Origin of the sequence: Arthrobacter sp. Y81, from assembly GCF_002929335.1 — a bacterium.
Taxonomy (GTDB): Bacteria; Actinomycetota; Actinomycetes; order Actinomycetales; family Micrococcaceae; genus Arthrobacter.
The window spans coordinates 1-19461 of record NZ_PJIL01000023.1; the positions used below are offsets into that span (position 1 = coordinate 1).

The window sequence follows — 19461 nt, forward strand, 5'->3', positions numbered from 1 at the left end:
GAGCGAAAAAGAGCTGGCCTTCAAACCTCGCCCGCGCAAAATCGAAGGACGGCTGGGAGGCGTTGTTTCCGTATGATCGGCCAACATGATCACTGGATCAACGGCGCCCTCTCCAGGCCAGCCTCCGGTCAGTATCTACCGAGCTTCGATCCGATGACGGAGGAGCCTTGGGCTGAAATAGCCCGGGGGGACGCTGCGGACATCGACGATGCTGTCCAGAGTGCACAGCGCGCTTTCCTGACTTGGCGTCGGACGGGGCCGACTCAAAGGGCCGAAATATTGTGGAAACTCGGAGACCTTATCGGTGAACACTCGGACCAGTTGGCTCAACTTGAGTCAAGGGACGCTGGCAAAGTCATCCGCGAAGTGAAAACCCAGCAACTCATGCTTCGCAACTGGTATCACTATTACGCGTCGCTGTCCTACCAGATGGAGGGGCGTCAGATTCCGCACGACAGCGGAACGCTTTTGGCGGTAACCATCCGCGAGCCCTACGGCGTCATCGGTGTGATCCCTGCGTTCAACTCCCCGATGATGCTGGGGTCAATGAGTCTCGCCCCGGCCATCGCGGCAGGTAACACCGTGGTTGTCAAACCACCGGAAGTCAACTCACAGTCCTTGTTACTGTTGGCGCGGCTTGCCAAGGAGGCCGGCCTGCCGGACGGAGTTCTGAACATAGTCCACGGATATGGAGCCGAAGCTGGAGACGCCCTGGTCGGCCATCCTCTCGTCCGCAAGGTCTGCTTTACGGGAGGCGTTGACTCCGCGGGATTTGTAGCCGCGCGGGCGGCGGAAGGTCTCAAGCAAACGGTCCTTGAGCTGGGCGGCAAATCCGCGAATATCTTCTTCGGAGATGTCGATCTTCACCGAGCAGTCGACGGCGTGGTCACAGGAATCTTCGCTGCTGCCGGACAAACCTGTATCGCTGGCTCGCGGCTGCTCGTTCACCAAAGCATCGCGGACGAGTTGGTTCAGTTGGTATCCCAACGTGCCCGTTCAATCCGTCTGGGTGATCCATCCAAGTCAGACACGGAGATGGGACCGATGTCCCAGCCGAAAATCATTGACGGGGTGGTCCAACGCGTCAAGGGGGCGATAGCAAATGGTGCAGAGGTTCGGGCCGGCGGTGTGGATGCACCCGTTCCCCCAAAGGGCCTGTTCTTCCCACCGACCGTCCTTGACGGGGTCACGAACGATATGGAGGTTGCAAGGACGGAACTCTTCGGCCCGGTGCTCTCCGTAATCCGCTTCAGCGACGATGATGAAGCCATAGCCATCGCCAATGATTCTCCATTTGGCCTCGCAGCAGGAGTGTGGACGAACGACTTCCGGCGGGCCCACCATGTATCCAGGGAGTTGGAAGCTGGAACTGTATGGGTGAATACCTACCGCACACTTCAGTACGCAACCCCCTTTGGAGGGCTGAAAGACAGCGGACACGGCCGGGAAAATGGACTGGATGGATTCGCAGAGTTCACGCAGCCCAAATCGATCTGGTTCGAGTCAAACGAGAACGCAATCACTGATCCGTTCTCTCTTCGATAAGCACAGAAATACAGATTCAAAGGCGCAGTTCACAAATCAATGGAGATTTAGGAGCCCTCATGTCAAACGAATACAACTTCATCGTCGTCGGTCACGGCGCCGCAGGGTTGGCCGCAGCGCTGTCTTATGCAGAACTTACGGCCTCTGATCCTCACCCAGGTCGCATTGCGATTCTGGACCGTGGACCACGCGAACAGCGTGGCGGCGCTACACGCTGGACGGGAGCATTCCTAAGGATCGACCCGGAAGGCAACCTGGACCCTAACTGGGTCGACTTCATGGCTGAGGTTTCGGGCGGGCTTTCTGATCGAGAGTACTGCCGGAAACTCGAAGCCGAAACGCCGACCACGGTGAAATTCCTGAGGGATCATGGAGTCAAGCTCTTGTTCGAAGAGTTTCCTCTCGCCCACACCTTCGACAACGGTGTTGCCGGAATCATACCTCCCGGGCGCCCTGAGGGCGGTGGGGTGGCAATCGTTGACGCACTCTCGACCTCGCTGGAGCAATACCAGAACGTTGACTTCCTGTATGAAACCGAAGCAGTACGCCTGACAACCACTGGGGATGGACAAGTTAACGGTGTCATCGTCAGAAACAACGAAGGCCTGCTGAGGACGCTTTCCGCGCCCTCAGTCGTGTTGGCCTCGGGTGGTTTTCAGGGCAACCCGGAAATGCTCACCCGATACTTGGGGGACCGTGCATGTGATCTTCCCCAAATAGCCCCCGGCACTCAGGGCAATCGAGGCGACGGACTGCGCATGGCACTTGAACTTGGGGCAGACACGGCAGGACAGTTCGACATGATCCATGCCGAACCTTCTGACACCAGAAGCCAAGCGGCCGACTCGGTTATTTATACCTTTACAACCGGAATCTTTGTCAATGAGCAGGGCCAACGGTTCTATGACGAAGGCGCAGAGACTTGGGACAATTCTTTCGAGAAAATCGGCTACGAAATTTGGAAGCATCAGAACCAAAAGGCCTACTGGATTGCTGACGCGAAGACGCTGGCAATTCCGAACATCGAACAAGGCTGGCTGAGTGACCTTGCACCGGAAAAGGCTGACACCATTGAGGAACTCGCTGAGAAGTTAGGGCTCGACTTTGAACCCGTGAGTAAAACAATCGAGGAGTTCAACGCGGCTGTGACGGACGATGCGTTTGACTGGCGCCGACTTGATGGCAAACATACTGAAGGAATTAGGCCACCTAAATCCAATTGGGCGGTTCCCCTGGATGAAGGTCCGTTTGTCGGCTTTCCGCTGACGGGAGTCATTTGCTTCACTTTCGGTGGCCTTCGAACGGATACTGACTCCCGGGTCGTCACCCCTTCCGGAGTTGCCATCCCAGGCCTTTACGCGGCAGGTGAATTGACGGGTGCTTTCTATCATGCATACCCGGTTGCGACCTCCGTCCTGCGATGCCTGACGTTCGGACGCCTTGCAGCTCAGCACGCGTTTGCCGTGCGCGATGCTTCTGCTTTTGCGGAAAGCATCCAGTCGGTGCGGTAGGTCCGAGACGGACGCTGACATTTCGTGGAAAAGGCCTCCATATTGCCGGATCCGCGGACGACAAGTTATCCGTAAGGGTAATCAATTCTGATGCCCGCAGTGCCTGTGGGTTGGCACTGGAGGACCTTTTTGATGTTTGTCCACAGCGGTTGAGAACTCGAGTTTTTCGTTGCCGGTGCCGCCCAGGAGCGTCGAGTAGGGGGCACCCGCGTTTTCTGCTGCTCGTTTCCGGTGGGAAGCAGGGCCGGATCGCGGGAGTCTCAGGGGCGCCGGACGCGGGGAGGAACAGGGCCCTTTTCAGGTTGTTACCTAGCCCGGCACAGCTGATCGCCGCGGAAGGGATGTTATTGATCTCGAAGCCGCCGCCCAAGGCCTTCATAGGCGGCTACGTGCCTGCGGAGGCCAAGTCTTTACGCCGACCTTTTGAGGATCGGGTCCTGGGGTCCTGACGTCGCCCGCCGGAGGTGGCGTCAGGACCGGGCGACGAGTGCAGGTGTCCGCAGGGTTCAGCCCAGGCGAGGACAGTGCTCCGGATTCCTGGATGGTTATAGCCCCGTAGTTTCATCGGGCGACCCTCCTTGCACAGCAGCTCGGCCCGGCAAGCCAGTGGCGCTATCTCTTGGCCCGCGAGCAGTGCACGGAATCAGGGTGGTCCTCCTACAGGAGGACCACCCTGAGGTGGCTCTAATCACCATCCCAGGCAGGTGATCCGTCTGCATACAATTGGAGAAGGAGGGCGACGCGCAGGCGGGTAAAAACCTCACAGCGTGCGTGCCTTGGGGATGACCTGGCACACGCTTATACCTGAATGAGCCGGGCTCAACTACCTAACGCCGCCGCACATCGTGCCGCAGTCGTTGAAAACGTCCCCAGGCTCATCGCGCAATGGTGAGAAATTCCCGCGGACTGCCTACAACCGGTCGGGGCAGGGATGGGTAATCGCTGGCTGCAGTGGTGTCCCACTTGTAGGTGATCCAGACTTCATCGCCTTCTGCCTTGCAGACCATCTTCCGGGTGTTGGCGCTTTGAGCTGCAATCCAGAGTATGGAATCATCCGCGGTGACCGCGTCGACAATGCCTTCATGGATGACTATTCCGTTGTTCTGGATTGGCACGGCTTCTCCGCGGACGGGCAGCCATTCGTACTGCCGGTGGTACTTCATGTGTTCCCTTAGTGCTTGAAATCCTGGCGGAATTTTGCGTGTACTGCGGCCGGGTTCCAGCTCCACTGCAGGAGTGATGGAGCTGGAACCTGCCAAGAGCGGGGGTATCTTAGCCGTGATGGCCCGAAGCGGGACGACCCAAGATGTCGTTTCCGAAGGGGTGCCGAAGGTGTATGACTTGGCTGGCGTCCAGTCTTCCAGGCCGAGACGCGACGCCCCGGTGAGCATGTCAGCCGGCTGGCTGCGGGCGGAAGAGTCCGTTCGTCGAACCTTGATGCAGTCCTGGCGTTGTCAAACGGGTCGGATCTTCATGCCGCGTCGAAGGCCCCCGGTTGAACCGGCCCGGTCCCATCGGGGGAGAAGGATCGAAACCCTCAGGGACCGTGAACTCGAAACGCTCACGGCCCCTGGGATTGACGCTGTCGACTCTAGTTGGAGCCGAGCGTCTTGGCCCGCAGGTCGTCGGGCCTGTGAGATGCCGGGCCGTCCCTTCAATAAGCCGGTTTGAAGCGTCGGCGATGGATTCGGCGTCTCCAGCCCCTGGACAGGCATCCTGCGGTTGGTTTCAGCCGTAACGACACCCGCGCCCCAAGGTCACCGAGATTAGCCAAGAGTCCGACCGGCGGGCGTCCGAACTCGCAGATAACGAGGCGTGCCCCGGCTTCGCCACGAGAAAGGACCCGGCGAACGCCTGTGCAGAGATAGGTGACAGGCTGTCCATCGAAACTGCCGGCCGAAGTTGCTACCCCTGCATCGCCTGAAACGAGCTCAAATCAAGAAGTCCCGGTAGGCCTCGAGAGCCTTTCGGGCTGCACGCATGTTCTCTCGCTTCAGCCGCTCGGCTCCTTCCTCGTCGCCCGCATGAAGCGCCTGGATGATCCTCCGATGCTCGAGGAGACTGTCGTGTGCCCGCCCGGGGATGATGAGGATGCGGCGGATGATCGAATGCGCCTGGTCGTGGATGCCGGACAGCACCTCATCGAGATACGAATTCGCCGCGTGCTCAATGACAGTACGCCGATACTGCTTGACCGCGTCGAAATAACACTCGTAGTCTCCCCGGTCGACCGCGGCCTCGAGCGGCTCGCCGAAGAGGGCGATTAGCTCGTCCCAGTCCTCTGGCTTTGAGTGCGCGGCGGCCAGACGTGCGGCAAGTCCCTCGAGCAGTTCGAAGACGTCGTAAAGCTCGAAGAGCCGCTCGCTGTCCAACTTGGCGACGATCGCGCCGCGGTTCGGAATCCTCTGGACGAGGTGTTTCGACTCGAGCGCCAACAAGGCAGTTCGGACGATGTTCCGGGACGTCCCGAGCTCGCGCGCCAGGCGCTCCTCGACCAGTTGCGTCCCCGGTACATAATCCCGACGAAGAATCCGCTCACGCAGCTCGAGTTCCACCTCGGTACTCGTCTTCACCGTACTCATCGATGCGTCGCCTCCGTATTTAGGTTCAATCCAGCTTACCGTTGCTCTCCTGCCATCTTGCGCGCAGCCCGTCCCGATCGACGCGCGTGCCCGCGAGATAGACGTCGGTGATGCGGCGGGTCGCCGTGATGTCGTGCCGCGGGTCGTCATCGAGCACGATGAAGTCAGCACGTCGGTTCTCGCGAAGCACGCCGCGATCGGACAGCCCCAGCAGCTCGGCCGACGTCTCCGTGGCCATCCTGAGCGCCGCCAGCGGTGACAGACCCGCAGCGACGAGCGCCTCGAGTTCGCGGTGTTCGGCGACGCCGATGATCTGCGCAAGCAAACCGGAATCGGCCGAGAACACCAGCCGCACCCCTGCCTCCGCCGAGGTCACGAGCGTCTCCTCCATGCGCCGGTAGACATCGACAGTGTCGTAGAGCGGCACCGGCCCACGCTCCCTGATGGTCGCGCGAAGTCCCTCGACGGCATCGCACGGCAGGACGTCTGTAATCGCCGGCTCGTCGAGCCAATCCTCACCAGGGGGACGTTGGATAGACATCGACGTGAACACGGCGACATTGCGGTCCTTGAGCATGGCAATTAACTCGTCATCCGTACCGGTTCGCGGCAGATGGGCGAGGATATCCACCCCGGCACGCACCGCAGCCTTCGCCTCGTCGAGCGTATAGATGTGCGCTGCGACGGGTAGCGCGTGACTGTGAGCCTCCTCGATCACGGCCGCGAAGATCTCCGGGGGAAGCTTTGCCTTCGTGCCGCTGCGGTCGTCGAGCCAGAGCTTCACGGCGTCCACCTTCTTCGCCGCCAGCCGGCGGACGTGCTCGCGGGCGCCCTTTACGCTCGTCGCCTCGTAGACGACATCGGTTGCGAAAAACGGGCCGCCGTTAGTTTCACCAGGAGTCGGTGCGACGATGCCAGAGCCTGCGGTGAGGAGCTGGGCGACGTCACGCTCCCCGAGTGCGCCCCTGCGCTGGTCGTCGCGGACGCCAATTTCCGTGTCATCGCGATCGGTGCCTAGCGACTGGAAAGTGCTAACCCCGTAGTAGGCCAATCGGTGCAGGTGGTCAATTACGTTCGAACGCGAGTAGAAGGTGGCGTCCGTCGTGGTCCCGCGCATGTAACCGATATGGCCGTGGGGGTTCACAATCGCGGGAATGACAGTCTTGCCTGCCAAGGACACTAAGGTGTCGCCCGGCGCGACTTCCGATGTCGCGCCGATGTGCTCGATCACGCCGTTACGGACGGCGATAGCCGCGTCCTCAATGACATGCTCGCCGCTGATGAGGCGCGCTCCCGTGTAGACAGTCTTGCCACTCATGCCTTCGGCTCCTTCGTTCCGAGCGCAGTCGCGTAACGGGCGCTGCGCAGTTCGTACTCGGCGTACCCCATGCTATTTTCGAACGCTCGCTGATCGGTCACGAGGGTTTTGACGTCCGCGACCTCCTTGCCTCCGCGCAACGCGTCGAGTACGGCGGCGACGTTTTTCGACGCGGCGCCGATGACGCTGTACCACAACAGGACCACGTCCGCCCCGGCATCGCCGTACTCCGCGATCGTGCTCGAGGGTTCATCGGAGCCGGGGACATCGAGCAGGTCGCCCGCCACCATGACGGGAACGGGAATACGGTCGCGCACTCGGCGAAGCTCGACCGCAGAGATCGCCGGGGCGAACACCATATCCGCTCCCGCCGCGGCATACGCCTCGAGACGACGGACGCACCCGTCGATGTCGTGCTCGACCCATGCCGCGTCCGACCGGGCGATCACGATAAAATCGGGGTCGGTCCTGGCGTCGACTGCCGCCCGGATCTTGCTCGCCATCCGCTCGGTCGGAAGCAGTCCCAGCGGTGTCGACGTGTGCTTACCCCCAAGGTTGTCTTCGATGTGCACGCCTGCGACACCGGTGTCTTCGAAAACCTTGACCGCACGCCAGATGTTGGCAAAGTCGTAGAAGCCATTCTCGGCATCCGCGAGCACTGGAATGTCCACGGCGTCGACGATGCGCTTGGTCTGCTCGGCGATCTCATCGAGCGTGAGCAGACCGACATCGGGGAGCCCGAACGCGGACGCCGCTGCGGCGTAACTCCCGAGGTACGTGGCGCCGTAGCCCGCTCGCTCGACTAGCCGTGCGCTCAGGGCGTCGTACGCACCGGGAAGCACCAGCGGACCTGGCGCATCGAGAAGCACCTTCAGCGCTTTCCTGCGTGAGTTCGGTGATTTCGGCATTGGATTTCCTTCTCTTCGTATGATCGTGGCAGCCGCCTGTGCCGCCGTGACGGTCATCTGAGGGCCGCGCTTTCCGCGGGCTGTCCCGGGCTCGCATCGGTCTCCTGGCGGAAGGTCTCCGGGGCGGCCTTGACGACGAAAATCGTTATCACGGCCGCTGCGACGATATAGAGCGAGATCGCCCAGGGCCCTCCTGCCCACACGAGCAGCGCCCCAGCGACGAACGGTGTCGGGGCGCTGGCGAGCATGGCGCCGAACTGGAAGCTGATCGACGAGCCTGTGTAGCGCACGCGGGTCGGGAAGAGCTCGGCGATGAAGCCGGCCACTGGGCCGTAGGTGAGGGCGTGCACGACGGAAATGGCCAAGACAAGCGCGAGAAACACCAGAGGCACCGAGCCGGTGTCGAGCAGCCAGAAGAACGGAAACGCGAGAACGATGGAGAGGACCGCGCCTGTGATGAGCACCGGGCGACGCCCGATCCGGTCGGACAGGAGCGAAGCCGCGGGCATCGTAAACACCTGGAGCAGCGCGGCGCCGAGCAGGCAGAACAGGACGGTCTCACGTGACAGACCCGTCCTCTCCGTGACGTACGTGAGTGACAGGACGGTGGCTACGTAGAAGGGCACTCCGGATGCGAACAGGGCGCCCATCCCAAGCATGAGACTCCGGCGCTCGGTCTGCAACACCTCGACGACGGGTAGCTTTGCTGTGTTGTCGTTCTCCTGAACGGCGCGGAAGGCAGGCGACTCGACGACCTTGAACCGGATGTACATGCCGATCAAAATGAGCACGGCGCTGATGAGGAACGGTACCCGCCATCCCCAGGCGAGGAACTGCTCGTCGGACAGCATCCAGCCGAGGACGATGAAGGCGACGCTGGCGAGCACGAGCCCGGCCGGAACGCCGGCCTGCGGCCAGCTCGCATAGAACCCGCGCTTATTCTTCGGGGCGTGTTCGGCGGCCATGAGCACAGCGCCGCCCCATTCCCCGCCGACCGCGAAACCCTGCAGGAACCGAAGAGTCACCAGCAAGATGGGTGCCCAGATGCCGATTGCCTCGTATGTGGGCAGCAGACCGACCGCAAAGGTGCTCACGCCCATGATAAGCAACGAGAGGACCAGCATCTTCTTCCGGCCGAGACGATCCCCAAAATGCCCGAAGACGACCCCGCCAACTGGTCTCGCGAGGAACGCCACGCCGAATGTCGCGAACGCCGCCAACGTCCCGGCCGTCGGGCTCACCGTCGGAAAGAAGAGCCGGCCGAACACAAGCGCGGCAGCCGTGTTGAAGATAAAGAAGTCATACCACTCGATCGCAGTACCTACGGCGCTCGCGAACGCCACGCGCGTGGGCGAGACATGGGTCTGCGTTTGTTCAACGGACATGGGAGAACTCCCTCCGGCCAGCGGCCGTCGGCCTAGTCAAACGTTGAGTTTCATTCATGATCACTCCTCGAATATGGTCCGCGTCGTTGCGGCCAACCCGATTCTGCGCTATCTCGGACTGCGTTGTCAACAATGCAGTCCGAGATTTATCCATCCGCATGACGTGAGGAAACTCTGCGCCATCGGCTCGCTGGCAGCTGCTGCGGAGTCTTCTCGCACATAACGCCTGCGATTTCGTCAAACCGGCGTTCGCAGGTTGGACACACTTCTCCATGCGCTTACAGCGGCGGGTGAACGGATCAGCCAACGCCGCTTTCACGGGCTCACGCTGTGGGTCGTTGGCCAACCACGCAATATCTGAATAGCAGGCTGCTGGGCATCAGAATGTCATGGCTATCTTGCCTACCGCAGGAACAGCGCCCCTTCATTTCCTGCTCGCGTAGATACGTACAAGAGCAGCCGTGGTCAGGAGGGTCGGTGAAACGTCCTGGCTGCGGAAGCCTGCTGATCCTGCCATGACAGTAAATGCGCAGCACGTCGTCGGATGGGCTTCCGGGCTCGGCCGTGAGCACCATGATGGCGCTGTCCGCTGCCGTCGGAACTGTTCCAGGTGTGGCAGTCGAAGGCGTGCTCGCCGACGAGTGGGTGCCGGTAATACTTGATTTCGTATCCTGTTGATGTGATGCGATGCTCGGCCCACCAGGTCCGGAAGTCGGAGTCCCTGGACGGAGAGCTGACCGACGAGGTTTTTGGATGAGCACGGAATTTTTCAGCTTAAGTGGATGTACAAAGCCGTCATCCGGTCAGGAGATTGCGGAAACTGAACGCCCACTGCTTGTGGACATGGGCACAATCTTCGAGGTCAGTCGCGGGGCCCGCGCAGTATTCGCCCGGACCTGACAGGCATCACATGTGGCGATGCTGGGCGCTTCACCAGTAGACATAGTGATCGCCAACTTCGTTTTGGAGATGAACGAGACACCCCGTCGCAAACGCTTTTTCCATTCCCGGGCAGAAGCCATGGCGTGGCTAATCACCAGCACCACTGCGTGATCTGATGCCACGCCTAGGGATACTCGACGCTGCGGCGGCCGCGCGGACCGCAGCCGCCGCCGGCGAAGACCCCGGCGCGCTCACCCTGTTCCCCGAAACGATCGAACAAACCCGCGAACTCGGCGGCGAGCACGGCGCCTACCGCACTCCGGGCCCAGCACGAGCGCAGCGGCGTTCTTCGACTGGACCAGCTTCGACAAGATGGCCTCTTCGACGCCTGGCCTCTCATCGGCCAGCGTCCCGCGCTCATGATCGTCGGCACCCGTGCCATCACCGCATGGATGAGCATCGAAGCTTGGACACCAAGCCGGCCCCTAGGAACTCGTCTGGATCGAGGACGCCAGCCACGTCGAGCTCTACGACCAAGAGCAGCACGTCGCCCCCGCCCTGGAGAAACATAATAGAGTTCGTCGGAAAAACACTCCCCGCCTAACCCTACAAAAACGAAGAGCGGTTTCCGCCAGGCAACCCCCTCGCTGACACCGCGCTCACCCAGCAGTGGGCACTTGATTAATTGCGTGAAGCGTCAGTGACTGCAACGCAGAATGGAGTCGCAAATGTCCGAGGTTGCCGCGCCTACGGACCTGAGTTAGAGTTTGCAACTCAGCAATTGATCCCGTTGCCCGTGTCCAGCGGACCAGAACTTACCGAGGAGGAGCATGAGCCGGCCTAACAGCAGCCAGATAGTCGAGAGCTTCTTCTCGCATGTATGGCAAGCCAAGGATCCTGAGGCGGCCGACGAGTTCGTTGTTGAAGACTTTGTCATCGACAACGCCGGCCACGAAATCCATGGCAGAGAACGCTTTAAGGACTGGATCCGAACCTTCCTGGGGCAGATCGAGGACTTTGAGTTTCGCACGGTTGAGACGTTCGAGAACCACGACGGTTCTCGCGTCTGCGCCATGTGGGAGTTCAAGGGGCGCAACAACGGCGCGTTGGGGACCCAGCCGGATGGCCAACCCATCCACATGCACGGCACTGCGGTTTTGGACGTCCGCGAGGACGGCAAGTTGTTGCGCAACCGCGTACACCGCAACGCACACGAGGTGTTTCGCCACCTCACCGGCACCGCCGCGGATGACGGCCGACATCGCGGAACGGACATAGTCGTGAACGAGGAGCAGCAGGAGAACACAAACGGGGCAAGCGTCGCCGTCGTTGGTACGACAGTTCAAGTAGGAACTTGATCAACGAGATCCTCACCGCTAAGCACTTCTCGTCTCCCCAGATCAGATACCTGGCATTGAAGCGCTCTGCCGACTCGTCGCTTCATTACAGTGACGGCCGGCGATTGTCGAAGACCTCGCCCTGCTGGACCCCAGTTCTCGCAGCTATTTCTACTCCCGTGCTTTTAACGCCGATAATGGACCATATGTCTATCTTTGCTCTAGCACCGTAAATGTGTCGTGCCTTGCTGCGTGTGATGGCAGTGCGTGGTGCAGAACATCGTCGAGGCAGGCAGTAGCCAACGAATAAGCAGCCGTGCCGACACTAGGCATGAATCCCGCAAGTCCCGCGGATACTACTAGCGCCTCCGCGGGACTTGCGGGATAGGTAGGGCTTTCAGCCTTCTCGGGCGGCTTCTTTGATCTTGTCGACAGCGGCATTGAAACCGTCGCGGGGTGCCGCTGGACCCGGCGATCTTCTGGACGAGGAGGTCATCAATCCTGCGGTCAACAACAACTGCCCGGACAGCATCTGTGAACCTCTGGTGGTAGTCCAAAGAGGTGGGAGCTGTAGCATTCCGGGTCATCCGGACGGTTGTGACATCGCCGTTCTCCAGCGTCAACTTGACGCTCGTGCTGGACGGTTGGTCTCCATATGAGCCTGTGGCTTCATCTCACCGTCTGTTTGGGACATCCAGCAGGCTTCAGAGACGGCCATAACAGTTGCTTCCTGTGCTTCCTGCTGACACGGTCAGTAGGAGCGGGGCAGGCCCAGGACCTTGGTGGCCACGAAGCTCTTGATCATGTTGTTGTTGATCGGGGCCACCTGGAACATGCGGGTTTCGCGGAACTTGCGTTCGACGTCGTACTCGTCCACGAAGCCGTATCCGCCGTGGGTATCGAGGCAGGCGTTGGCGGCGGCCCAACTGGCTTCGGAGGCGAGGTGCTTGGCCATGTTCGCCTCGGCGCCGCAGGGTTCGCCGGCGTCGAAGAGCCGGGCGGCCTCGTAGCGCATCATGTCTGCGGCCCGGACCTTCATGTACGCGTCGGTGATGGGGAACTGCACGCCCTGGTTGGTGCCGATCTTGCGGCCGAAGACCTCACGGCTGTTGGCGTATTCCACGCCCCGCTTCGTGAACCAGTAGCCGTCGCCGATCGCTTCGGAGGCCAGCAGGATGCGCTCGGCGTTCCAGCCGTCGATGACGTAGCGGAAGCCCTTGCCCACCTCGCCGATCACGGCCGATGCCGGCACGCGCATGCCGCGGTAGAAGACCTGGTTGGTGGCGTAGTTGAACATGGTGCGGACCTTGACGACCTCAAGCGACTCAGGCTGTTCGGCCCGGACCTGGCGCAGGTCCACCAGGAAAAGCGTCAGGCCGTGGGTCTTGTCGGCACCCTTGCCCTCGGGCTTCTCGGAGGTGCGCGCCAGGACAAAGAGAAGATCGGACTCATCAATGCGGCTGGTCCAGCTCTTGTGGCCGGTGATGACGAAATCGTCGCCATCGCGGACGGCCGCAGTCTCGATGCTGGTGGTGTCCGAGCCCGCCTTGTCCTCGGTGATGGAGAAGGCCTGGAGCCGCAGTTCGCCGGCGGCGATCTGCGTCAGGTATTCCTGCTTCTGGGCGGTGTTGCCGTGCCGCAGCAGGGCACCCATGGTGTACATCTGTGCGTGGCATGCCGCTGAGTGGCCGCCGGACTTGTTGATTTCCTCCATGATGACGCTGGCCTCGGTCAGGCCCAGGCCCAGGCCGCCGTACTCGGCCGGGATCAGCGCCGAAAGCAGGCCCGCCTCGGTGAGGGTATTTACGAACTCCTGCGGGTAGCGGCGGTTGCGGTCCGTCTCGCGCCAGTACTCGTCCGGAAAGCCTTCGCACAGGAGACGGGTCTGCTCGCGCAGCTGGTCCAGTCCGGCAGTCAGGGTGTGCATCGGTGCTCCTTCGAAACGTTGCTGGCGACCTTCCGTCACCTCTGCAAATGACACTACGCAATATATTGGCATCTCACAAGAGGTACCCGGGGTAATCACGCGAACCAAAAATCCTTGACATATAGCGAATTATTCCGTCAGACTGGCGTGGAGATCTAATATATTGGGCGTTCACGGAGCACTATCGCCGCCGGATGCAGCGAACCAAGGAGACCATCGATGACCAAAGAAGCAGCCCAGGCGCCAGTCGGGGAAGGCCGCGTAGTAGAAGGCTGGACAGGCCGCCTGTTTGAGGACTTCTCGCCCGGGGACATCTACTACCACCCCTTCGGCAAGACAGTGACCGAGGCGGACAACCAGTCCTTCACCCTGATGACGCAGAATGTGGCGAAGACCCACGTCGACCGTAATTTCGCCAAGGCCACCGAGTTTGGCCTGCCGCTGGTCAACTCCACGTTCACGCTCGCGCTGGTCACCGGCCAGTCCACCATCGACCTGTCCATGAACGTCTTCGCGAACATGGGCTGGGACGAGGTCCGCATGCCGAACCCCGTCTATGAAGGCGACACTATCTACTCTCGCTCCAAGGTCCTCTCCATCCGGGAGTCCAAGTCCCGCCCCAACCTCGGCCTTGTCACCGTCGCGACCGAGGGCTTCAATCAGGACAGCAAGATCGTGATCAGCTACCGCCGGACGTTTATGGTCTACCGGCAGGGGCACCTTCCCGGCGTCGAATCCGCCCGCCCCAACGAGTCCAGCCTGCCCTCGATCGGAGACTTCCAGTGACGGCGGCAGGAAGCCTCGCCGTTTCCGGCGCCGACACCGTCGCACAGGCAGTCACCGCGCTGTTCGTTCCCGGTGACCGCCCCGAACGGTTCGCCAAGGCCGCCGCGGCAGGCGCCGGCGTCGTGATCATCGACCTCGAGGACGCCGTCGCGCCGGCCGCGAAGTCCGCTGCGCTGACCGCGACGCTGGAGGCAGTGGCGCCCGACGGCGGCGGTGCCCGCGTGCGTGCGCTGGTGCGGGTGAACCCCCAAGGTTCCCGCCAGTACGACGCCGACATCACCATGCTGCTCTCCGCCGCCCGGACGCCGGGCTCGGGTCTGCTCGGCATCATGGTGCCGAAGGCGGAAGACGCCGGCGCATTGCGCCAACTCCGTGCCGACATGCCAAATCACCTTGCTCTGGTCCCACTCATTGAATCCGCCCTCGGCGTGGTCAACGCACTGAAACTGGCCCGCGTGCCTGGCGTGACCCGACTAGCCTTCGGCGCCATCGACTTCGCCCTGGACATCGATGCCGAAGGCGGGGACCGCTTCCTGGACCACGCCCGGTCCGAGCTGGTCCTGGCCTCCCGCGCCGCCGGCATCGCCGCGCCGCTCGATTCACCCTCCACTGATATCAAGGACGCCGGCAAAGTGGCCGACTCTGCCCGGCTCGCCCGGAACTTCGGCTTCGGGGGCAAGCTCTGCATCCACCCCGCCCAGCTGGCCACTGTGCACGGGGCATTCGCACCCACACAGGTCGACGTAGAGTGGGCGCAGTCCGTCATCGGCGCCGAAGGCGGCGCCGCCCAAGTGGACGGCCAGATGATCGACCGCCCCGTCACCGAGCGGGCCAAACGCATCCTGCAGCGCGCAGGGAAGGAGCAGTAACAGCCGCCCCTGCTCCTGCAGGACTCGGATCCGGGCCCGGGCGTGGCTCATGACGTAAGTTAGAACGGGAAAAATGATGAGAAAGAGTCCGGAGACCATGACTAGCCGCCGTCCCCGCAGCAGTGCACGCCCGCAACTGAGCGAGAAGGCCACCGCCCATATCCGAGGCCTCATCATGTCAGGCGAACTGCAGCCTGGGACCCTTGTCCGGCCAGAGACCATCGGTGAGGACCTGGGCATTTCCACGACGCCGGCCCGCGAGGCCCTGCAGGCCCTGCGCGTGGAGGGCTTTCTGGAACTCGTGCCACGGCATGGATTCGTGGTGGCGCCGCTGACCGGACAGGACATCCGCGACCTATTTCAGGTCCAGGCACTCATCGGCGGCGAACTTGCCGCCCGCGCCGCCGCCAACGCGAGCGAGCAGGACGTGGCCGAACTCGAGGCACTGCACCACGAGCTGATCGCGGCCGCCGCCCGGAACGACCACGACCGCCTCGAAGAAAAGAACCACGCCTTCCACCGCGAGATCAACCTGCTGGCCGATTCCCGGAAAACCGTCTGGGTCCTGGGACTGGTCACACGATACGTCCCCCGGCAGTTCTACTCCGCTATCCCCGGCTGGCCGCAGGCCACCATGAACGACCACGCCGAACTACTCAAGGGCATCCAGGCACAGGACCCGGAGGCAACCCGGTCCGCCATGCAGCGGCACATCGTCCACTCAGGCGAACTGCTGGCCGCCCACTTCGACGCGCGCGTCGCCGCGGCGACGGCTGAAACGGAAAAGGGCGACTGAGCAAATCACGCCTGATTCGAGAGGACTGAGCACCTTGGATCGGCGGATAAATGGTAAGGCTGGACATCTTCCCACCACGGTCATCCTATTGTTGCCCGGGTGTCCGTATGTCCGGCGTCGGGATACAGGTCCCCCGCCGAGGCCTTAGTTGTGCGACCGCCCCAAGGACAGCAACTACAATCACCGCTACGCCGTAGATGTAGCTCGTAGTCTTCAGGCCGGTCATATCTGCCAGGAATCCGGCGCAGATTACAGGTACCGAGCCCGCCACGTAGCAAGCCATGTAGATGCCCGAGAATGTCTGAGCCTTGTCCAACGAGGGCGCCATCCTCTCAACGAGACGAAAAGCTCCTGAATTGGCAAGACCGAATCCAATGCCGCTGACTGCTGCAGCCACCAAGCACCAGCTCAAGGACCTGAGGGACACAGCTGTTAGCAAAATGGCCATTCCTCCAATGAGGAAGCAACATCCCGCTATGGCTGTAGTCCGGGCCGGCGCAGCCAGACTTGGGATCGAACATACCGCGCCCGTTCCAGCTAAAAGGGCGATGGCCGCGGCACCCGCCAGGTCCGAGGCACCCTCGAATGACAACAGCATCACACTGGGGAGCAGGCTCATGAAGTAGCTTCCGGTCATCCATACCGCGCTCACCACGGGGACTACGCCCCAAAAACTGGTCCGGGCCTGTACGGGAACCCGGACGTGTGGGAGCAACGATTTCCTGGCGCCAGGCTTCCTTGCGGTAGTCTCCGGTGTCAGCTGGACGAAGACGATTCCTGCCACGAAGGTCCCAGCCAGTAAGGAAAAGACCATGGGTCCGGGAGTCGTCATGGTGTGCGCCAACAGTCCGGCCATCAGAGCCCCAGTTCCCATCCCTCCTTGGGTGGCAAAGCTGGCAATGATGGGCCCTGTTGCTGGTCGCTGCGGCGAGGCGAGTTCGGTGAGCATTGCGCTGAGAGTGGCTGTTGCTGTGCCTGTCGCAAGTCCTTGAAGGGCCCTTCCGGCGATGACCCACTGCACATTCGTGGCGAAACAGAGTACGAGCATGGCCGAAATTTCGACACCCAGTGCACAAGCCAGGACAGGCCGTCGCCCGACGAAGTCGGACAGCGCGCCGACAACGAGAATGGCGAGCATCATTGTTACGACGTAGGCAGAGAAAGCCAGTGTCAGCACCCACGAGGGGAACGCCCAATCAGCTTGCATCCTCGCGTACAAAGGCGAGGGTGCTCCTGCGGCCACGAACATCGCAAAGAACAGCAAGGACATCGCCATCAATGCCTTGGAAGTGGGCATTCGGAGGGTGCTTGCGGATAGAAGGAGCTTCATCGGGCCGCAGCAGCAGTGGGATCAAATATGGCGTGGAGCGGAGCGGGGTTCCCGCGCCTGTAGCTGCCGTCCGAAGAGCGGATGTGGTCAAGATGCATGGCTGTCTGAGCAATTGCAGATTGGAGGTGATAGCCCTTTAGTTGATGCCAGCCGCTTCCCCAGGACAGTTGCTCGGCAACCTCCCAGACTGTCGCTGTCGGGTTCTTGGCCAGCGCGACTGACGTTTCGTTCAAGCGACGGAGGTGATGCTGCGCCAGATCCTGTCGGCGCTGGGCAAGGCCCACGAATCGGAATCCATGTCCCGGGCAGACCTCGTACGCATCAAAGGCCGCAAGCCGTTCCAGGGAAGCCAGGTAGTCGGAAACAGGGTTTTTTGAGCGCAGCCCTCCAAGTCCGAGCCCGGAGTGCGTGGTGGGCAGAACATGGTCCCCCGAAAAGAGGATGCCCGATGACGAATCGGCCAGGCAGATATGTCCTGTGGTGTGTCCTGGTGTGTCTACAACGGTCAGGTGACGTCCTGGAATGTTGAGGGCCTCAGCGTCCCCGAGAAGTACGTCCGCCTGCAGCGAGTAAAACTCGTTGGTAATGCTGATGGGCCCGGTTAATTCTTCTTGTCGATGTCCGGGAACACCCCACATCTCCAAGTGCGCCGGTGTGAGCGTCGGTTCAACACCCTCGGCCATCAGGATCATAGCTTGCTGCTCGTTGCGACCTATTCGTATCTCCGCACCCGAGTAATCGCGGAGTCGTGACGCCATGCCGATATGATCCGGATGCATGTGCGTCACCGTGACGGAAGAAATATCGGTAACTGCACGGCCGATGTCATTGAGGGCATCGGATAACGTTGCCAGGTTCAAGACTGAATCCCACCCGGCGTCGATGATGTGCACATCGTCTCTGGTGTCCAGAATCAGATACGTCAGTATGTATCGGATCCGGCCATGGGGAATTCTGAGGGGAACGGCCCAAATTCCCGGGCGGATTTCCTCCGTGTCCGGCACGGTGTCGGCTGTGAGTGCTCTCAGTTGTCCGGCACTCGTTGCCTTCAACCTCGCTCCCTGCGGTGACCGACGTCGGAACCCAAGATCGCACCAAAATAGGCAAATGGCCGAAAATGGATAGAAGGGCTCATCGTATGGGCCTGCTGGTCGTTAGATCTTCAGTCACGGCCAAGCGTGGCGTGCTCCAACGTTCTACGACGGATTCCAGAGATTCCCCAGACGACATTTCGGCTGTGACGCTTGGGGTCCGGCTGAACCGGGGTGCCGCGGCTGGCTGGATGGCGTCTCCGAAGCTGGTCCATGTGCCCCGAGCGTCAAAATGCGGGTGGCTGTAAGCCTCCCTAATTGTCAAAACGGGGCTCACACAGGCATCCGCCGTGTCGAATGCCTCCGTCCACTCTGTCAGGGTGCGCTGAGAGACTGTGTCCGCAAACATTTTCTTGGTGGCCGGCCAGCTCGCGCGATCGTATTGGTGGGCTAGCAGCGTTGGATCCAGCCCGAGGACCTCAAGCAGCCGTTCGTAGAACCGCGGCTCAACAGCGCCGACAGCAAGGTCACGATTATCCGCTGTCCGGTATACCTCATAGAACGGGGAGCCTGTATCGATGGCATTTGTTCCGGGCGGTTCCTGCCAGGTGCCCTTCGCAATCCAGCCCATGACCGAGACCATGAGTAGGGCAGCTCCGTCAATCATGGCCGCGTCGACGACCTGACCCCGTTTCGAGGTCGCGCGTTCGACCAGCGCCGCTAACACTCCAACCGTCAACAGCATGCCGCCGCCACCATAATCACCGACCAGATTGAGCGGCGGGAGCGGCCGCTCACCCTCGCGCCCGATTTGGCGGAGTATGCCGGACATGGCCAGATAGTTGATGTCGTGCCCCGCTTCCCGAGCCAACGGCCCGTCCTGACCCCATCCCGTCATTCGCCCAACGATGAGCCGAGGATTAGCGGCGATCAGCTCTGAGGGCGACAAACCAAGCCGCTCCATCACGCCGGGCCGGTAGCCTTCCAAGACCACGTCAGCGGATTCGAGCAGTTCCTTCGCCCGGCTTAGATCAAGAGGGTCCTTCAAGTCCAAAGAAATTCCTGACCGCCCCCGCCAAATGGGGCCTGTGCGGTCATGCGGATCCTCCGGATTGCGGACCGGAGAGTCGATACGGACCACGTCGGCCCCCATATCGGCAAGCATCATGGCTGCAAAAGGCACTGGCCCCAGGCCCGCCATCTCCACCACGCGCACTCCATCTAGTGTTCCCATTTGATCCTCTTCTCCTCGTC

The 19461-nt window shown here is 61.5% G+C and carries 16 protein-coding genes; 6 read left to right on the forward strand and 10 right to left on the reverse strand.

Annotated features, from left to right (window positions below; translation table 11 throughout):
• Positions 1 to 1545, forward strand: a 1545-nt coding sequence (locus CXQ91_RS21335; protein ID WP_219816565.1) for an aldehyde dehydrogenase, incomplete at its 5' end; no start/stop codon positions are given.
• A 59-nt stretch (positions 1546 to 1604) separates the two neighbouring features.
• Positions 1605 to 3056, forward strand: a complete 1452-nt coding sequence (locus tag CXQ91_RS21340) for an FAD-binding protein (RefSeq protein WP_104175884.1) — start codon at positions 1605 to 1607, stop codon at positions 3054 to 3056.
• Positions 3057 to 3931: 875 nt separating this feature from the next.
• Here the strand turns inward: CXQ91_RS21340 and CXQ91_RS21345 are convergent.
• The 6 genes from CXQ91_RS21345 to CXQ91_RS25480 form a co-directional block, all read right to left on the reverse strand.
• Positions 3932 to 4219, reverse strand: a complete 288-nt coding sequence (locus CXQ91_RS21345; protein ID WP_104175885.1) for a hypothetical protein — start codon at positions 4217 to 4219, stop codon at positions 3932 to 3934.
• Between the two features lie 768 nt (positions 4220 to 4987).
• A complete protein-coding gene (locus tag CXQ91_RS21350; RefSeq protein WP_104175886.1) occupies positions 4988 to 5638 on the reverse strand; it encodes a GntR family transcriptional regulator in 651 nt (216 codons plus the stop codon).
• 25 nt (positions 5639 to 5663) lie between these two features.
• Positions 5664 to 6956, reverse strand: coding sequence for an amidohydrolase family protein (locus CXQ91_RS21355; protein WP_104175887.1), 1293 nt, complete (start codon positions 6954 to 6956; stop codon positions 5664 to 5666).
• Complete coding sequence (locus tag CXQ91_RS21360) at positions 6953 to 7864, reverse strand: oxaloacetate decarboxylase (protein ID WP_104175888.1); 912 nt, start codon at positions 7862 to 7864, stop codon at positions 6953 to 6955. Before CXQ91_RS21360 ends, CXQ91_RS21355 begins: the two co-directional genes overlap by 4 nt.
• Positions 7865 to 7917: 53 nt before the next feature.
• Positions 7918 to 9249: an MFS transporter gene (locus tag CXQ91_RS21365; RefSeq protein ID WP_104175889.1), complete on the reverse strand. Its 1332-nt coding sequence runs from the start codon at positions 9247 to 9249 to the stop codon at positions 7918 to 7920.
• Positions 9250 to 9714: 465 nt separating this feature from the next.
• Positions 9715 to 9933 carry a hypothetical protein gene (locus CXQ91_RS25480; protein ID WP_308471424.1) on the reverse strand — a complete coding sequence of 73 codons (219 nt, stop codon included), beginning with the start codon at positions 9931 to 9933 and terminating at the stop codon, positions 9715 to 9717.
• 1028 nt (positions 9934 to 10961) lie between these two features.
• Between CXQ91_RS25480 and CXQ91_RS21380 the strand changes: the two genes are divergently transcribed.
• Complete coding sequence (locus CXQ91_RS21380; RefSeq protein WP_104175890.1) at positions 10962 to 11489, forward strand: ester cyclase; 528 nt, start codon at positions 10962 to 10964, stop codon at positions 11487 to 11489.
• A gap of 730 nt (positions 11490 to 12219) precedes the next feature.
• Here CXQ91_RS21380 and CXQ91_RS21390 read toward each other — a convergent pair.
• Entirely contained in the window at positions 12220 to 13395 is a 1176-nt protein-coding gene (locus CXQ91_RS21390) for an acyl-CoA dehydrogenase family protein (RefSeq protein WP_104175891.1), read from the reverse strand.
• Between the two features lie 219 nt (positions 13396 to 13614).
• Between CXQ91_RS21390 and CXQ91_RS21395 the strand changes: the two genes are divergently transcribed.
• From CXQ91_RS21395 to CXQ91_RS21405, 3 genes are all read left to right on the forward strand, one after another.
• Positions 13615 to 14181: a MaoC family dehydratase gene (locus tag CXQ91_RS21395; RefSeq protein WP_104175892.1), complete on the forward strand. Its 567-nt coding sequence runs from the start codon at positions 13615 to 13617 to the stop codon at positions 14179 to 14181.
• The gene (locus tag CXQ91_RS21400; RefSeq protein ID WP_104175893.1) at positions 14178 to 15050 is read left to right on the forward strand and encodes a CoA ester lyase; all 873 of its coding nucleotides are present in this window, start codon (positions 14178 to 14180) and stop codon (positions 15048 to 15050) included. The genes CXQ91_RS21395 and CXQ91_RS21400 overlap by 4 nt, the downstream gene beginning before the upstream one ends.
• Positions 15051 to 15147: 97 nt before the next feature.
• Entirely contained in the window at positions 15148 to 15846 is a 699-nt protein-coding gene (locus tag CXQ91_RS21405; RefSeq protein ID WP_104175894.1) for a GntR family transcriptional regulator, read from the forward strand.
• Between the two features lie 85 nt (positions 15847 to 15931).
• Here the strand turns inward: CXQ91_RS21405 and CXQ91_RS21410 are convergent, their stop codons facing one another.
• From CXQ91_RS21410 to CXQ91_RS21420, 3 genes are all read right to left on the reverse strand, one after another.
• A complete protein-coding gene (locus tag CXQ91_RS21410; protein ID WP_181038994.1) occupies positions 15932 to 17143 on the reverse strand; it encodes an MFS transporter in 1212 nt (403 codons plus the stop codon).
• A 29-nt stretch (positions 17144 to 17172) separates the two neighbouring features.
• Positions 17173 to 18228: an MBL fold metallo-hydrolase gene (locus CXQ91_RS21415; RefSeq protein WP_181038995.1), complete on the reverse strand. Its 1056-nt coding sequence runs from the start codon at positions 18226 to 18228 to the stop codon at positions 17173 to 17175.
• A 79-nt stretch (positions 18229 to 18307) separates the two neighbouring features.
• A complete protein-coding gene (locus tag CXQ91_RS21420; protein ID WP_104175897.1) occupies positions 18308 to 19441 on the reverse strand; it encodes a CaiB/BaiF CoA-transferase family protein in 1134 nt (377 codons plus the stop codon).
• Positions 19442 to 19461 lie beyond the last annotated feature (20 nt).

Bases quoted from the DNA above. Each gene is read 5' to 3' on its own strand.
- CXQ91_RS21350 (WP_104175886.1), bottom strand. From the start codon at position 5,638: ATGAGTACGGTGAAGACGAGTACCGAGGTGGAACTCGAGCTGCGTGAG.
- CXQ91_RS21340 (WP_104175884.1), top strand. From the start codon at position 1,605: ATGTCAAACGAATACAACTTCATCGTCGTCGGTCACGGCGCCGCAGGG.
- CXQ91_RS21395 (WP_104175892.1), top strand. From the start codon at position 13,615: ATGACCAAAGAAGCAGCCCAGGCGCCAGTCGGGGAAGGCCGCGTAGTA.
- CXQ91_RS21420 (WP_104175897.1), bottom strand. From the start codon at position 19,441: ATGGGAACACTAGATGGAGTGCGCGTGGTGGAGATGGCGGGCCTGGGG.
- CXQ91_RS21360 (WP_104175888.1), bottom strand. From the start codon at position 7,864: ATGCCGAAATCACCGAACTCACGCAGGAAAGCGCTGAAGGTGCTTCTC.
- CXQ91_RS21365 (WP_104175889.1), bottom strand. From the start codon at position 9,249: ATGTCCGTTGAACAAACGCAGACCCATGTCTCGCCCACGCGCGTGGCG.
- CXQ91_RS21405 (WP_104175894.1), top strand. From the start codon at position 15,148: ATGACTAGCCGCCGTCCCCGCAGCAGTGCACGCCCGCAACTGAGCGAG.
- CXQ91_RS21345 (WP_104175885.1), bottom strand. From the start codon at position 4,219: ATGAAGTACCACCGGCAGTACGAATGGCTGCCCGTCCGCGGAGAAGCC.
- CXQ91_RS21410 (WP_181038994.1), bottom strand. From the start codon at position 17,143: ATGCCCACTTCCAAGGCATTGATGGCGATGTCCTTGCTGTTCTTTGCG.
- CXQ91_RS21355 (WP_104175887.1), bottom strand. From the start codon at position 6,956: ATGAGTGGCAAGACTGTCTACACGGGAGCGCGCCTCATCAGCGGCGAG.
- CXQ91_RS21390 (WP_104175891.1), bottom strand. From the start codon at position 13,395: ATGCACACCCTGACTGCCGGACTGGACCAGCTGCGCGAGCAGACCCGT.
- CXQ91_RS21380 (WP_104175890.1), top strand. From the start codon at position 10,962: ATGAGCCGGCCTAACAGCAGCCAGATAGTCGAGAGCTTCTTCTCGCAT.